We start from the raw sequence: 15,140 nt of genomic DNA, 5'->3' as shown, positions 1-15,140 counted from the left end.
CTCCGATAAGGCGCCGAACTGGTGGGCGTTCTCGGCGATCCCGGTATCAATCGAGGCTAGGGCGTCGGGGTCGGTGACCAGGTGGGTGCGCCAGGTGATCGCATTGATCACTTTCGCCGACACCGCACCGTCGGCGAAGACCGCCGCGGTCTGCGGTAGCCGTTCGCGCAGGGCGACCCCGATACGCATCTGGGTGCTCGCGGCCTGCGGCCCCAGGTTGCAGGCCGCCGAGACCTGCGCCTTGGCCAACGCCCACCCATCGATGAGCTTATGCGCCGAGGTGTCGTCCTCGTCATCGCAATGCCGGGCTGTGACCTCGGCGACCAGCGCCAAACGCCACGCCGCCTCACTCGATTCGGCACGGGTTGCGGTCTGCAACGCAGCGATCAGCGCCGCATCGGAGAGCTGACCCGGATCCCCACGATCTTCGAACATGTGTGCGATTATGCCAGGGGGGTGTGACATTGATTCTGATGACGCGGACCGGGGTGAGGATGGACCTGACCGTTTGCCGCTGGTGATGACTCACCGTCTGATTGACCCCCTGCGGGGTTGTCATCCACCGCACGAGAGGGCACCACGATCGTGACATCCCACGTCGATGCCCACCTCGACGCCATTCACCTGGACGCACTCACCGATACCGCTCACGGCCGGCAGGTCGTTGCCTCACCCGAAATGCGCGCGAGTGATCAGGACACGCGCAGGAAGGCGCCCGTCGGGTCGTAGTAGACGGTCTGGCGATCGCGCTCCGGGCCGTTGACGATGTACATCTCGACCACGCCGTTGATGTTGTCCCAGGCCACGGTCACGCCGCTGGCGTCCATCTCGGCCCGGTCGCCCTGGACCCGGTTGAAGGAGTCCTCCCAGGCGCTCACCATCGTCTCGGGATCGACCAGGTCGGCGCTGAACAGTGTGGCCAGCAGGGCGTCGTACTTCTCTGCGCCGCCGTAGTCGTAGGGGCGGACGTCGGTGCGGCCGTCGGGGTAGGCGACGTACTGGTTCAGTTCGGTCGGCTTGCCGGGGTCCAGAGCATCGACGCTGAGGTTGCCACTCGGCGAGATCGATATCGACTGCACCTGGATGTCGGCCAGCTGCGCACCGGCCAATTCTTCGAGGGTCGAATTGGCGTTCTCGACCGTCTCGATGGTCAGTGTGGTGGGTGCCGGTGCGGTTGATTCGGTGGCCGAGGGCGCCGCCTGAGGTTCGGTTGACTGGCTGCCACACCCGACGAGCAACCCGCCGGCCAACAATGCGCTTGCGAAGGTCTTCAGTGTCTTCTGCACAGAACCACACCTTAGATCCGTCGTTTTTGCGTTCGCAACTATGCGGTGTCCCAGAGTCGATGTAGTACGCTTTCCGAAAAGTTCGACAGCCCGAACTTTTATGTTCAATAATCCTGAGCCATGGAGTCGTCGATGCGGATGTGCAGACTCGCCGCCGCGTTGGTCGTCGGCCTGGTCCTGGCGGGATGCGCATCCATCGACCGGGACCACGGCGCCCTGACGGTCTACGCGACCACCGGATATCTCGCCGACGCGGTCGCCAACATCGCTCCCGAAGCCCGGGTCACCACGATGGTCGGCCCGGGTGGGGATCCGCACACCTATCAACCGTCGACGCGGGATATCGAGACCATCCTGAACGCCGATGTCGTGCTCTGGAACGGACTGCACCTGGAGGCGCAGATGATCGACCAGTTGGGCAGCCTCGGCGACCGTCAGCTCGCGGTGGGCGATCAACTGCCCGACGACATGCTGCTGGCCTGGCCCGAGACCGACGACGAGGGCAACCCGCTGCACGACCCGCACATCTGGAACAGCCCCGAAGCCTGGACGCGGGTCGTCGGCTACGTCGCCGACAAACTCGGCGAGATCGACCCGGACAATGCCGAGACCTACCGCAGAAACGCCGACAGTTATCGGACAAGGATCGAGGCGACCGCCGATGAGGCCGCCGCCTTGCTCGCGGCCGTACCGCAACCGCGCATCCTGATCACCGGTCACGACGCCTTCAACTATTTCGGCCACACCTATGACCTGACCGTTCGCGCAACGGATTTCGTGTCGACCGAGGCCGCGTTGAGTGCCGAGCAACTCTCCGATCTGGCCGACCTGATCGCCGCTCACCGGGTGCCGGTGATCTTCCAGGACAACCAGGCCAACCCGCAGGCGATCACCAGCTTGAAGGAGGCCGTCCGGGCCCGCGGCTGGAACGTCGAGGTCTCCGACAAGGAACTCTATGCCGACTCCCTCGGTGCCGATCCCGGTGTCGACACCTATCTGGGTGTGTTCACCCACAATGCCAGGGCCGTCGCCGACGCGTTGGCGGTGTCCCAGCGATGACCGACGAACTGGCCTGCCGCACAACAAACCTCAGTGTCGCCTACCGGCTCGATCCGGTACTGCGCGGGGTCGACTTCCGGGTGCCCACCGGGGTGGTGATGGGTGTCGTCGGGCCCAACGGTGCCGGCAAATCGACGTTGATGAAGGCGATGCTCGGACTGGTCAAACCGCTGACCGGGACGACGGAGTTCTTCGGCCGCCCGCTGAACCGGGTCCGTCGCCGAATCGGCTACATGCCGCAGTCCTCAAGTGTGGACTGGGATTTCCCGACGACCGTGCTCGACGTGGTCACGATGGGCACCTACGGCGGGCTCGGCTGGATCCGCCGGCCGGGCAGCAGCGAACGGCAACGTGCCCAGGCCGCATTGGAACAGACCGGCATGGCCGACCTGGCGGCCAGGCAGATCGGTGAGCTTTCCGGCGGTCAGCGGCAACGGGTGTTCCTGGCTCGCGCCCTGGTGCAGGCCCCCGATCTGTACTTCATGGACGAACCGTTCCAGGGTGTCGACGCCAAGAGCCAGCAGGCGATCGGCCACGTCCTGCGCTCGCTGCGTGGGCAGGGCAAGACCGTCGTCATCGTGCACCACGACCTGGCCACCGTCCGGGACTACTGCGATCACGTGACCCTGCTGAACCGGCGGATCGTCGCCAGCGGCCCGGTCGACGAGGCCTTCACACTCGCCAACGTCCGCACCGCCTACGAGGTGACCGCGGATGACGCCTTCGCGGAGTTCGCCCCGTGAGCCTGGTGGAGTTCCTCTCCAACCACACCTACCGCATGGTGTTCTTCGGAACCTCGGTGATCGGGCTGGTCGCGGGCGCGCTGGGCAGTTTTGCCTACCTGCGCAAACAGTCGCTGATCAGCGACGTGATCTCGCATGCGGCGCTACCCGGCACGCTGCTCGCGTTCCTCACGGCCACGGTGGTTTTCGGCGCCGACGGACGCAACATGCTCGGGCTCATCGTCGGCGCGGTCGTCATCGGCACGATCGCGGTGCTGTTCGCCAATGCCGTCGCCCGTACCTCCAAGATCCGGATCGACACCGCGATGGCGGTGTCACTCACGATCTTCTTCGGCACCGGCATGCTGCTGATGCGGGTCGTGACCAACAGTTCGTTGCCCGGCAAGGGTGGCATCCAGGACTATCTGTTCGGCAACGCCTCGGTGATCACCATGACCGACCTGACCACCAGCATCGCCGTCGGTGGGCTCGCACTAGTGTTGATGACGGTGTTCTGGAAGGAATTTGCGCTGCGCACATTCGATCCCGACCATTCCACGGTGCTCGGGTTCGGTGCGCGCGGTATCGACACCCTGATGTTCACCACCATCGTCATCGCCACGGTGATCGGGGTGAAGGCCGTCGGGTTGGTGCTCATGGTCGCGTTCGTCGTGACGCCGCCGGCGGCGGCCCGGCAGTGGACCCGCACGCTGCCCGGAATGGTCGGACTGTCGGCACTTTTCGGTGCGGTGGGCAGTGGGGTCGGCGCGTATCTGTCCATCATCGGCGGCAAGATTCCCACCGGGCCGCTGATCGTGCTGACCCTGTTCGCGATCTTTGTCATCTCGCTGCTCCTCTCGCCGCGGCGCAGCGTGATCACCCGGGTGATCGGCCGGACGCGGGCCCGGGCTGCGCTGAAGCGCGAACTCACGGCCGAAGGCGCACAATGAATTTTGTCCTCGGCACCACCCTGCTGGCGGTCGTGACGGCAGTGGCCTGCGCGCTGCCCGGCGCGTTTGTGGTGTTACGCCGCAACTCCATGCTGGTCGATGCCATCAGCCATGCCGTGCTGCCCGGGATCGTCGTCGGCTACTTCTTCACCCACGATCTCGACTCGCCGCTGCTGATCGTCGGGGCCGCCGTTGCCGGGGTGATCGTCGTGCTGGGCAGCGAATGGCTGACTCGCACCGGCCTGCTCACCGGCGACTCACCGCAGGGGCTGATCTTCCCGGCACTGTTCAGCGCCGGTGTCATCCTGGTGACGCTCAACTTTGCCAACGTGCACCTGGACACCCATGCCGTACTGGTCGGAGATCTGAACCTCGCTGCCTTCCAACAACTTTCTGTCAAAGGCACGTCGATCGGCCCGTCGTACCTGTACGTCATGCTGGCCGTGTTCGCCGTCAACATCGTGTTCCTGGCCGTCTGCTACCCCAAGCTCAAGGTGACGACGTTCGATCCGCAGTTCGCCGACAGCCTCGGCATCCGGTCGGCGGCGCTGAACACCGGCTTCATGTTCCTGGTCTCGGTGACCGTGACCGCCGCGTTCAACGCCGCCGGCGCCATCCTGGTCATCGCGCTGATGATCGTCCCGCCCGCCACCGCGTACCTGCTCAGCACCCGACTGTCGGTCATGCTGGCGCTCACCGCACTGTTCGCCGCCGGGGGAGCGGTGGCCGGATTCTGGATCGCCTACTACGCCGACGCCGCCACCAGTGCGGGGATGGCGGTGTTCTACGGGCTGACCTTCGTGGCGGTGTTGACCGGCACCGTCCTCGCCCGCAAGCGCAGGCACCGGGTGGGAGTGAGCCCCGACACACCCGATTGGAACAAAGTTCAAAATCTGTAACACTGTTCCGCATGACCGAATTGGCCGAGAACGCTCCTGAGGCGCTCGACGATGCCCTGCCGCTGGGGCCCGACTCGCTGGTGTGGAAGTACTTCGGGGACAACCGCATGTACCTCATCGGCCCCCGACCTGCGGTACTGCAGAACATGCTCGCCGAACTCGGCCAGGGCGTGCTGGATCACTCCACGTTCTTCTCCGATACCGCCGAACGCCTCAAGCGGACCATCCCGCCGATCTTCAAGACGGTCTACGGCTCCGGGCAGCAGAACGCCGGCACCCAGGTCCGCGACTTCCATCACCACGTCAAGGGCGATATGCCTGGTGGCGGGCGCTACCACGCGCTCGACCCGGAGACCTACTACTGGGCGCACGCCACCTTCGTCGAGCAGATCATCTACTTCGCCGACACCTTCGTGAAGCGGCTCACCGATGCCGAACGTGAGCAGATCTATCTGGAGTCCAAGACCTGGTACCGCCGCTACGGTGTCAGCGACCGGCCGATGCCCGCGACCTACGCCGAGTTCGAGCAGTACTGGGACCGGATGATGAATGAGGTTGCGGTACCGCACAAGTCGGCTCGATACGGCGTGGGTTATGTCACCAAGGGCTTCCCCTGCCCGAAGGGTGTCAACCCCACCGTGTGGACGATGATCGCGACAGTCTTCGACCCGGCGGCCGCCTTCATCACCGCAGGCGGTCTCCCGCCGCGCGCCCGCGACCTGCTCGGCATCCCGTGGACCGACAGGCAGGAGCGCAACTACCAGCGGTTCGCCGCGTTCTGGCGCACTCGGCCGGTCAACTGGGTCTGGGACCGGCTGCCGATGTCGGTGCGCTACAGCAAGTTCGCGCAAGCCGGCTATGCCAGGGGCTGACGCCGGAGAGGCAATTCTCGACGCTGCGCTCGTCGAGTTGGAGCGGCATGGCTTCCGCAAGGTCGCCCTCGACGACGTGGCGCGCCGGGCCGGGGTCAGCCGCACCACCATCTACCGGCGCTTCGCCAACCGTGACGAACTCGTCGGCGCGGTCATCGAGCGTGAAAATGTGGCCCTGTTCGCCGATATCGCGGCGGAGCTCAAACAGGCCAAACCGCAATCGAATTACTATGTCGAGGCGTTCACGCTGTCGATCCTGCGGTTCCGGCGCCACCGGGTGCTCAACCAGATGGTCCTCGACGACCCGGCGTTGGCGCAGGAACTGCTGCACCGCCATTACGGTGCGGCCGTCGAGCGGATGGCTACCGCGCTACGGGTGATCTTCCCGGACGGGTTCGCCGAGCGGATCGGCGCGCCCGCGGTCAACGACCTGGCCGACACCATCCTGCGCTACGCGGCCATGGTGCTGCTGTTACCGAGCGTGCAGCCGCTGCAGACTGCCGAGGACGTCCGGATATTCGCGACCAGGCACTTCCTGCCCAGCCTGCCCGCGGCGGTGCGCAAAGTCTCCGCCTGAGTGTTTGGTGGGTCACATATTCGGGCAGCCCGTGTCCCATGAGCAAAGACACCACCGACGACCAGATCACCGGCGACTATGACGAGCCCCGGCCCACCGCCGTCCTGCCCGGTAGCAACGGCACCGTGACCGGGACCGCGGTCAACGACTGGCTGGATGACGACGGAAATCCGATCTACGGCCAGGACAAGGCCAAATAGACTGGCGGGGTGACCGCACTCGAGCAGACCGCCCCCGCCTTCGTCGAGATGGCGCACTCCATCGTGTGGGCCTCGGTGGCCACCGTGGACGCTGACAGCAAGCCCCGCAGTCGGGTGCTGCACCCGATCTGGGAATGGGACGGCACCGATCTGTTGGGCTGGGTCGCAACCGTGCCGTCACCGGTCAAGAAGCAACATCTGGCCGTCCACCCGTATGTCTCGGTGAACTACTGGGCGCCCAACCATGACACCTGCGCCGCGGATTGCCTGGTGGAGTGGTACTTCGACAACGAGACCCGTACAGCGGTGTGGAACAAGTTCATCGACGCCCCCGAACCGTTGGGTTACAACCCGACCATAATCCCGGGCTGGGACTCACCGACCTCGCCGGCGTTCGCCGCACTGCGCCTGACGCCGTACCGGCTGCGTGTACAGCCCGGCGCCATCATGACCAAAGCCGAAGGGACAGTGCTCAGCTGGAGCGCGTGAGCAGTAGCGCCGACTGGACCGGCAGGACGCGCAACACGCGCCGCCACGGACCGCGCAGCACCGCCAGCGCCTCAGCGAGGGGGACCACCCGCGGGTTGTCCACCAGCAGGCTGCGACCGTCTATCACCACCCTGCCGGTGCCCGCCGCCTGCAGATTGCGCACCCAGTCGGTATCGGTGCCGTAGGGCAGCAACACCGCGACCCCGTCGGTGGTGGGGAAGGCCGTCACCGGTGTGCGGTACTCCTTACCGCTGCGCCGCCCGACATGGTCCACCGCCGACCACAGCGGCACATATCCGACCAGTGGTTCCACCACGGGATTGACGAATCTGCGGTTGAATTCGGCACGCCGGCGGGCTAGCAGCATGGCCAGATCCTATGGTGTGGCCGTCAGTTGCTCCATCGTTTCACTCGGGTCGGTGCACGCCTTGCTCAGCACCTCGACGAACGAGGTCAGGAACTCCGTGATCAGTTCCTCGCTGTACAGCGCGGTCCGGTAGCTGGCCTCCAGCATCATCGAACTGCCGTCGTCCACCACGTTGATGAACAGCTCGAAGGTCTCGGCCTGACGCACCAGCGTCTCGTACTCGACCGTCAGCCCGGTGTGCGCGATGTCGTCATCGCGGACGTCGATGTTGAACACCACGCTGACCAGTGGCGGACGGTTGCCGTCCCGGGGCAGTTCCAGGTTCTCCTGCAGCGTGCCGATGCTGACACCCTGATGGTCGTAGGCGTCCAGTAGGGCGCCACGGGTACCGGCCAGCACATCGGTGAACACATCGGCCCCGGTGACCTGCAACCGCAGCGGCAGCAGATTTACACAGTGTCCGACGAGCTTGCCCTGATCGTGGAAGGACTGCCCGGCCGCGGCCAACCCGATCACCAGATCGTCTTGGCCGGTGCGCTGTTGCAGCAGCCCGGCGAACCCGGTCAGCATGGTCGCGACCAGGCTGGCACCGTGCGCGCTGCCGACAGTGCGCAACCGGGACAGCAGGTCGCTGTCCAACGCCAGATCCACCCGGGCCGCGCTCAGGTCGTCATCGGCACCGGTCAGGTCCGGCGGCAGCTGCGGCGGTGCGGGGACCTCCGCCAGCTGCTTGAGCCAATAGTCCTGGTGCAGACGACCTTCCAGCGATCCCATGAAGTGCTGCTCGATCGCGCTGTAGTCGGCATACCGCGGCGCCGGCGCCAGCTCGACCGGCCTGCCCTCGACATGGGCCGAGTACAGCGTCGCGAGCTCGCTGAGCACCACCGCCCCCGACCAGCCGTCGCAGACGGCATGGTGGGCGACGAACAGCAGATGATGCTGATCGGCGGTGACCTTCACCAGCCTGAACCGCGCCAACGGTCCGTTGCGCAGGTCGAACTTGGCGCTCATCTCGTGGTCGCGCAGCTGTGTCAGCGTGGCGGCCCGCTGCTCGGTATCCAGACCCGACAGGTCATGTACCGGCAGATCCAGTGTCAGCGTCGGATCGATCAGCATCTGCCGCCCGTCCCGGGAGAACCGGGCCCGCAACGATTCGTGCCGATCCAACAGGGTCTGCAACGCACCCGACAGCGCCTCGCTGTCCAGCGGCCCGGCCAGGCTCAGGTCCAGGCCCTCGTTGTAGGCGACGCTGTTGTTGCCGACGAACCGTGCCGCCAGCCACACCTCGCGCTGAGATTCGGTGGACGGCAACGAGATCGTGCCGTCCTCGCCGACCGTCGCGCCGTACAGTTCGGCGGTCGGTGTGACGTCGTCAAGGAACCCGCCGGCCTTCATCTGTTCGATGGCGTAGGCGAATCCGTCGACGATGGCATCGAATTCGGCCTCGCCGTGCGCCGTCGTGATGTAGTTGGGCCGCCCGTCCCAGGCATTGATCCCGGCTTCGCGCAGGAAGTAGTAGAACAGTTCGCCGAATGCCAGCGTCTGCTTCCACTTCGGCTTCATCAGCGAGCCGAACCTGCCGATACGCATGGGCAGCCCGGTGGACTTGAACAGCGCGTGCAGGCGGTCGACCAGATCCTCGGCCGCCCGGCTGACCTGTTCCTGCAGACCGGGGTTGGCCTGCATGTGCTGCAACGTGGCAAGCACGACGGCCATGGTCAGCGGGTGCCGCACGAAGGTGCCGGCGAAGTAGGTGACACCGACCTCGGGCATCGAGTCGTCACCGTACTGCCAGGCACCGCCGTCGAGGGCATCCATGAATCGTGCCGAGCCGGCCAGGGCGCCCACGGGCATGCCGCCGCCGAAGATCTTGCCGTAGCAGGCAAGGTCGGGTTGCACACCCCACAGCCCCATCGCGCCGGCCCAGTGCACCCGGAACCCGCAGATGACCTCGTCCATGATGAGCGCGGTACCGCTCTCGTCGCAGATGCGGCGCACCTCGCGGATATAGTCGGCCGGCTGCAGGTCGGGGTTACCGGACTGGACGGGCTCGATGACGATGGCCGCCAACTCGTTTGCGCGTTTGCGCAGGATCTCCAGCGACTTCTCGCTGCCGTACTCCAGCATCAGGACGTTGGCCACGCTCTCGGCCGGAACGCCGGGTGTCGCCGGGATGGTCCGCCCGCTCGGGGTGCCGCGGACCAGTACCTCGTCGTTGATGCCGTGATAGTCACCATCGTGCTGCACGATCAGGTTGCGGCCGGTCACGGTGCGCGCCAGCCGGATCGCGGCGAGCACCGCCTCGGACCCGGTGTTGCAGAAGGTGACCCGGTCATGGCCGGTCATCTCGGTGAACAGCCGGGCCGACTCGCCGACGATGGGGCTCTGCGGGCCGATGATGATGTCGGTGTCGATCTGGCGGTGCACCGCGTCGACCACAAAATCGGGCCGGTGCCCGAAGAAGCTCGACCCATACCCGTTGGTCAGGTCGACGTAGGAATTGCCGTCGATATCGGTGAAGCGCGGGCCCTGGGAGCTGGCCGATACCAACGGATAGACAAGGTCCTTCCACAACGGGCGGAACCCGGAGACGGCGCGCGGATCGGCAAGGTAGCTGCGGTGCTCATCGGCATAGGCGCGGCTGGAGCCGGTCCGCTCGATGTACCGGGCGATGAGCGCATCGAGGGCCTGGCGCTGCTTCGGGGTCAGCTCCTCGTCGCCGGTTGTCTTGATTTTGGCGCCCTGTCGCAGCGTCATCGCGACCGGCTCATCGCTGCGTTCCGCGCTGAGCTGCTCGTCGAGGTGGGCAGCGAGGGTGGCTGCCGTCGAGAACTCCTCCAACAGCTGGCGGAATCTCAGCGAGGTGCCCATTCGGGCGTTCAGCGCGGAAGTGATCTGGGTGAGCAGCAGCGAGTCGAAGCCCAGTTCCAGGAAGCTGCCGTGCTCATCGCCCGGCTCGAATTCCACCCCGGCCACGTCGAGGAACAGTTCGCGCACCGCGTCGAGGGTCGATGCGGGCTCGGTGACCTCCTCGGCTTCCGGCGTTGTCGCGTCCGCGCCGCGGACGGCCGAGGACGCCACCGGAATGGCGGCTTCGCCCGGGTTGAGCCAGTGCCGGGTGCGGATGAAGGGATGGCCGGGCAGGCTGATCCGGGTGCGTGTTTCGCCGGCCGTGAAGCGGCGTTCGTCGAGTTCGATGCCGGCGACGAACAGTCGGGCGACGGCGGTACCGAGGTACTCGGCATCGTCGGCGTCGGTGACCGCGGCATGCGGAAGCGACGCGATCGCCACGGCACCGGTGATCTGCCGTGCGCTGGTCGTGAGGTTCTGTCCCGGGCCGCATTCCAGCAGCACCGCGCCTGGCGTCGTGACGAGGTGTTGCACCGCCGGGCCGAACCGGACCGCTTCGCGCAACTGCTGGGCCCAGTACTGTGGATTCTGCGCCTGCTCGGCCGTGATCGGCAGCCCGGTCACGCTGGAGTAGAACGGGATCGACGGCGCGTTGAGCGGGTACCGACCGACGGCGTGGGCGAACTGTGCCAGGACGGGGTCCATCATCGCCGAATGGAAGGCGTGGCTGGTGTGCAGCGGTGTCGTTCCGATGCCGTCGGCCTCCAGACGCGCGCGCGCCGCGTCGAGCGCATCGTGCGGACCCGAAAGTATGGTCACCTGCGGCGAATTGACCCCGGCCACCGAGACGCCGTCGCCGATATACGGCAGCACACCGTCCTCGGAGATCCGCGCGGCCAGCATGCCGCCGGAGGGCATGGACCCCATCAGGCGTCCACGTTCGGCGATGATGGCCAGCGCGTGATCCAGGCTGAAGACGCCGGACAGCGTCGCGGCGACGAGTTCGCCGACGCTGTGCCCGATCATCGTCTCCGGCGCCAGGCCCCAACTCATCCAGAGTTTCGCCGTCGCGTAGCTGACCGCGAAGATCGCCGGCTGCGCGAGGTGGGTGTTGCGCAGGGCCTCGGCCGCCGACTCGCTGTCGCCAGCGGGGTACAGCAGCTCCCGTAGGTCGACACCGATCTCGGCCAGGAGGATGTCGGCGCACTGGTTCACCGCACTGCGGAACACCGGTTCGGTGTCATACAGGCGACGCCCCATGCCGGGGTGCTGCGGGCCCTGTCCTGGGAAGGTGAACACCAGATGTGGATCGGCGATCGGGTTGCTGCCGGTGACGACGTGTGCGGGCGCGCGCAGACGTTCGGCGGCCTGCTCGGGTGTGCTCGCGATGACCGCGGCGCGGTGGTTGTGCCGGTTGCGGCCGACGGTGAGGGTATGTGCGACGTCGGCCAGTGACATCTCGGCGCGCAGCGCGTCGGCGAGCTCGTACTGTTGGATCGCCAACGCCGACTCGGTCTTGGCGGACAGGCGCAGCAGCTGCCATCCCCGCCGGGCCGGGGTGGAGGCCGGTGCCGGCCCCTGTTCGAAGATGGCGTGGAAGTTGGTGCCGCCGAAGCCGAATGAGGACAGCGCGCCCAGCCGCGGCCCGTCACTGGCCCACGACGTTCGCGCGGCGTTGACGACGAACGGGGTGTGCTCGAACTGGCACTCCGGGTTGGGGGTGTCACAGTGCAGGCTGGCCGGCCGTTCACCGTCACGCACCATCAGGGCGAGCTTGATCGCGCCGATGGCGGCGGCACCCGCATCGAGATGCCCGATATTGCTCTTCACACTGCCGATCGCGCAGTAGCCGACGTCGGGGGTGTCCTCACGCCAGGCCGCCGTGATGGCCGATACCTCGATCGGGTCGCCGACGGGGGTACCCGTTCCATGCGCTTCCAGGGTGCCGATATCGCGGGCGCTGACGCCGGCGCGGTCCAGGGCGGTCCGGATCACCGATCGCTGGCCGGGGACACCGGGTGCGGTGAAACTCGCCTTGGCCGCACCGTCATTGGACAGCGCGGTCCCGCGGATGACGGCGTGGATGGTGTGCCCGTCGGCGATCGCATCGTCGAGGCGGCGCAGCACCAGGCAGGCGCCACCGGCGGTCAGCACCATGCCGCTGGCGGCCGCGTCGAACGGGCGTATCCGGCCGTCGGCGCTGAGCGCCCCGCCGGGCACATGCTCGTGACCGTGCTGGTACTGCCAGGGCAGCGCGGCGCCGCCGGCGAGCGCGACGTCGCAGTCGTCATTGAGCAGTGCCTGGCAGGCCAGATGCAGTGCCACGCCGCTGGAGGAGCAGGCGGTCTGAACCGTCAGCGCGGGCCCGGTGAAGCCGAGCTTGTAGGCGATGCGCGTCGCGACGTAGTCCTTGTCGTTGCCGAGAAGGGTGTAGTCCAAGCCGAATTCGTGCGCCTGGTCGTGCGGAAGGACGTTGCGCGTGAGGTAACTGTTGGCGGCGACGCCGGCGTAGATACCGGCGCGCAGTCCGCCCGGTGCCGTGGCGATCGCGGCGTCGTCGAACGCCGCGACGGCCAGTTCCAGCAGCAGGCGCTGCTGCGGATCGATCCGCTCGGCCTCGAACGGCGTGTAGCCGAAGTACGCGTGGTCGAATGCGTCGGCGTGCTCGATCCAGCCGGAGATGGGCACATAGTCCGGGTGGCCCGCCACGGCGTCGGGGACACCGGCGGCGGCGAGTTCCTCCGGCGACAGGATCCGTAGCGAGTCGACACCGTCGAGCAGGTTCTGCCAGAAGGCCGCCACATTTGCGGCACCCGGTACCCGAGCGGACATGCCGACGATGGCCAGATGATCGGTGGTTCGCGCGGGCCGCGGCGCGGTCCGGGCGGCAGTGGTCGCCGGGGCCGGTGCGCTGCTGACGCCGGTCCAGTCCGCCACCTCGCCTGGGTGATTGGTCTGCAGGGTTCGGGCCAGTCCGCCGATGGTGGGTGCCTCGAACAGTCGCGACACGAAGACGGTGACGCCGAGCTCAGTACTCAGCCGCGCCACCAGACGCGTCGCCATCAGCGAACTGCCGCCCGCCTCGAAGAACGGGTCGTCGGCGCCGGAGCCGCTGAAGCCGAGAATCTGGTCCCAGATCTGCGCCACCTTGAGTTCGACCGGACCGGTCGGCGGCCGGTAGCCGACCGCCAGCGGTGGGCGCTGCATCGGCGGCTGCGGAAGGGCGAGGCGGTCGACCTTGCCGGTCGGGGTCGCCGGGAGTTCGGTCAGCTCCACCCAGATCGACGGGACCATGTACTCGGGCAGTTTCTCGGCGGCGAACTCGATCCAGGTCGGTTCGTGCCGGCGCACGACCGGATTCTCAGGGCCCGCCTGCGCGCTCGCCGAACGGTCTACCAAGTAGGCGACGAGTGTGGTCTCGCCCCCCACCGCGTGGGGGAGCACCGCAACTCCGACGATGGCCGGGTGCTGTTTCAGGGTGGCTTCCACCTCGTCGATCTCGACCCGGAAACCGCGCACCTTCACCTGGCGATCGGCACGGCCACAGAACTCGAGAACACCGTCGTTCCAGCGGACCAGGTCGCCCGTGCGGTAGGTGCGCACACCGTCGGCCGTGGTGCCGAAGCGTTCGGCGGTGCGTTCCGGCGCGCGGTGGTAGCCGTCGGCGACACAGGGCCCTTCGATGATCAGCTCGCCGATGTCGTCGCCCGCGTTGCCGTCCTGAGGCTCCAGCCGGATGGTCACCCCGGGCAGGGGCACTCCGATAGGCGGGGTGTCCGGCCAGGCCGCCGCCGGACCGGTGAGGTCGTGCACGGTGACGACGTGCGTCTCGCACGGGCCGTAGTGGTTGCCCAGGACCGCCTGCGGGTTCTGCGTGAAGAAGGTGCGCACCGCGGGTGTCACGTGCAGTTGCTCACCGGCGACGATGACCTCGCGCAGGTTCGGTGTCGCCACCGTCGTCACCTGGCAGAACGGGTCCAGCGCCGCAGTAGGCAGGAACAGCCGCTCGACGCCGCGCGCCACGACGAGCTCGGCGAGCCGGCTGAAATTCTGGCGGGTGTCCGCGTCCACGAGCACCAGCTCGCCGCCGGCGAGGAAGGTCGACAGAATCTCCTGGAACGCGACGTCGAAGTACAGCGGGGCGTACTGGCAGGTGACCCGGGGGCCCTGGCTTGCCTGCCAGGTCATCAGGTGAGCCAATCCGCGAAGCGGCATGGCCACGGCCTTGGGGGTGCCCGTCGATCCCGACGTGAACAACAGATAGGCCAGCTCGTCCCCGGAAAGCTCGGTGTCCGGTGCGGTGTCGGTGGACGCCGTCGCGATCGCGGCCAGGTCGATCTGCGCGAGGCCGGCCACCAGCTGCCGGCCGGTCTCCGTCGCGACCACGGCGAGCGCCGGTTGTGCAACCTCGCGCATCTGGCCCAGGCGCTGGGCCGGCAGATCGGTCCCGAACGGCATCGGCGTCGCGCCGATGCGCCACAAGGCCAGCACCAGGGTGATGGTTTCGCGGGTGCGGGTGTCCTCCACCGCCACCACATCGCCGGTGCGGATGTCCCGTGCCGACAGCAGCCCGGCCCACTGTCCCGACCGGTGCCACAGGTCTGCGTAGGAGGTCGCGACATCGCCCTGCCGGACGGCGATGGCCTCGCCGTGGGACTCGAATGCGTCAGCGAGCTGGTGCACGAGGATGGTCATCACACGTCTCCACGAGCATCTCGGGGCGACGTTTGGGTCGCAGATCGGGTGGTGGTTAGCTGGCAGGCCGTTGTCACTTTCCTAGTAAAGCAGATCGGCGACTATTTACCAGATAAAGTGCTATGTCTCACGCCATGCGACGGTTGCTGGAATGTGAACTGTGGATTCCCACTA

Annotated in this window: 12 protein-coding genes; 8 read left to right on the top strand and 4 right to left on the bottom strand. The window is 67.0% G+C overall.

Translation table 11 applies throughout. The features are described from left to right. A partial coding sequence (locus tag ACLBYA_RS04855) for a DUF222 domain-containing protein (protein WP_447708211.1) occupies positions 1 to 435 on the bottom strand: 435 nt, incomplete at its 3' end. Between the two features lie 257 nt (positions 436 to 692). Then, entirely contained in the window at positions 693 to 1,286 is a 594-nt protein-coding gene (locus tag ACLBYA_RS04850) for a hypothetical protein (protein WP_447708210.1), read from the bottom strand. A gap of 132 nt (positions 1,287 to 1,418) precedes the next feature. Here ACLBYA_RS04850 and ACLBYA_RS04845 point away from each other — a divergent pair, with 132 nt between their 5' ends. Genes ACLBYA_RS04845 through ACLBYA_RS04810 form a run of 8 tightly spaced genes read left to right on the top strand, consistent with a single transcriptional unit; the run spans position 1,419 to position 7,054 of the window. Then, positions 1,419 to 2,345: a metal ABC transporter substrate-binding protein gene (locus tag ACLBYA_RS04845; protein WP_447708209.1), complete on the top strand. Its 927-nt coding sequence runs from the start codon at positions 1,419 to 1,421 to the stop codon at positions 2,343 to 2,345. Beyond that, on the top strand, positions 2,342 to 3,088 hold the full coding sequence (locus ACLBYA_RS04840; protein WP_447708208.1) for a metal ABC transporter ATP-binding protein: 747 nt from the start codon (positions 2,342 to 2,344) through the stop codon (positions 3,086 to 3,088). The genes ACLBYA_RS04845 and ACLBYA_RS04840 overlap by 4 nt, the downstream gene beginning before the upstream one ends. Further along, positions 3,085 to 4,017: a metal ABC transporter permease gene (locus tag ACLBYA_RS04835; RefSeq protein ID WP_447708207.1), complete on the top strand. Its 933-nt coding sequence runs from the start codon at positions 3,085 to 3,087 to the stop codon at positions 4,015 to 4,017. The genes ACLBYA_RS04840 and ACLBYA_RS04835 overlap by 4 nt, the downstream gene beginning before the upstream one ends. Continuing rightward, positions 4,014 to 4,916 (top strand): metal ABC transporter permease, encoded by a 903-nt coding sequence (locus ACLBYA_RS04830; protein WP_447708206.1) that lies wholly within the window; start codon positions 4,014 to 4,016, stop codon positions 4,914 to 4,916. Before ACLBYA_RS04835 ends, ACLBYA_RS04830 begins: the two co-directional genes overlap by 4 nt. Positions 4,917 to 4,927: 11 nt before the next feature. After that, positions 4,928 to 5,788, top strand: a complete 861-nt coding sequence (locus ACLBYA_RS04825; protein ID WP_447708205.1) for an oxygenase MpaB family protein — start codon at positions 4,928 to 4,930, stop codon at positions 5,786 to 5,788. Further along, entirely contained in the window at positions 5,775 to 6,365 is a 591-nt protein-coding gene (locus tag ACLBYA_RS04820; protein ID WP_447708204.1) for a TetR/AcrR family transcriptional regulator, read from the top strand. The genes ACLBYA_RS04825 and ACLBYA_RS04820 overlap by 14 nt, the downstream gene beginning before the upstream one ends. Before the next feature lie 38 nt (positions 6,366 to 6,403). Further along, the gene (locus ACLBYA_RS04815; protein ID WP_447708203.1) at positions 6,404 to 6,565 is read left to right on the top strand and encodes a hypothetical protein; all 162 of its coding nucleotides are present in this window, start codon (positions 6,404 to 6,406) and stop codon (positions 6,563 to 6,565) included. Between the two features lie 9 nt (positions 6,566 to 6,574). Further along, complete coding sequence (locus ACLBYA_RS04810; RefSeq protein WP_447708202.1) at positions 6,575 to 7,054, top strand: pyridoxamine 5'-phosphate oxidase family protein; 480 nt, start codon at positions 6,575 to 6,577, stop codon at positions 7,052 to 7,054. Here ACLBYA_RS04810 and ACLBYA_RS04805 read toward each other — a convergent pair. Next, positions 7,038 to 7,421, bottom strand: a complete 384-nt coding sequence (locus ACLBYA_RS04805) for a nitroreductase family deazaflavin-dependent oxidoreductase (RefSeq protein WP_447708201.1) — start codon at positions 7,419 to 7,421, stop codon at positions 7,038 to 7,040. The two genes, ACLBYA_RS04810 and ACLBYA_RS04805, sit on opposite strands and share 17 nt — an antisense overlap. 9 nt (positions 7,422 to 7,430) lie before the next feature. Beyond that, positions 7,431 to 14,966, bottom strand: coding sequence for an aminotransferase class III-fold pyridoxal phosphate-dependent enzyme (locus ACLBYA_RS04800; RefSeq protein WP_447708200.1), 7,536 nt, complete (start codon positions 14,964 to 14,966; stop codon positions 7,431 to 7,433). Positions 14,967 to 15,140: the final 174 nt, after the last annotated feature.

Source organism: Mycobacterium sp. C31M (assembly GCF_053345865.1).
Note: the sequence above shows the minus strand (reverse complement) of the source record. Positions and strands in the feature narration are given on the sequence as shown.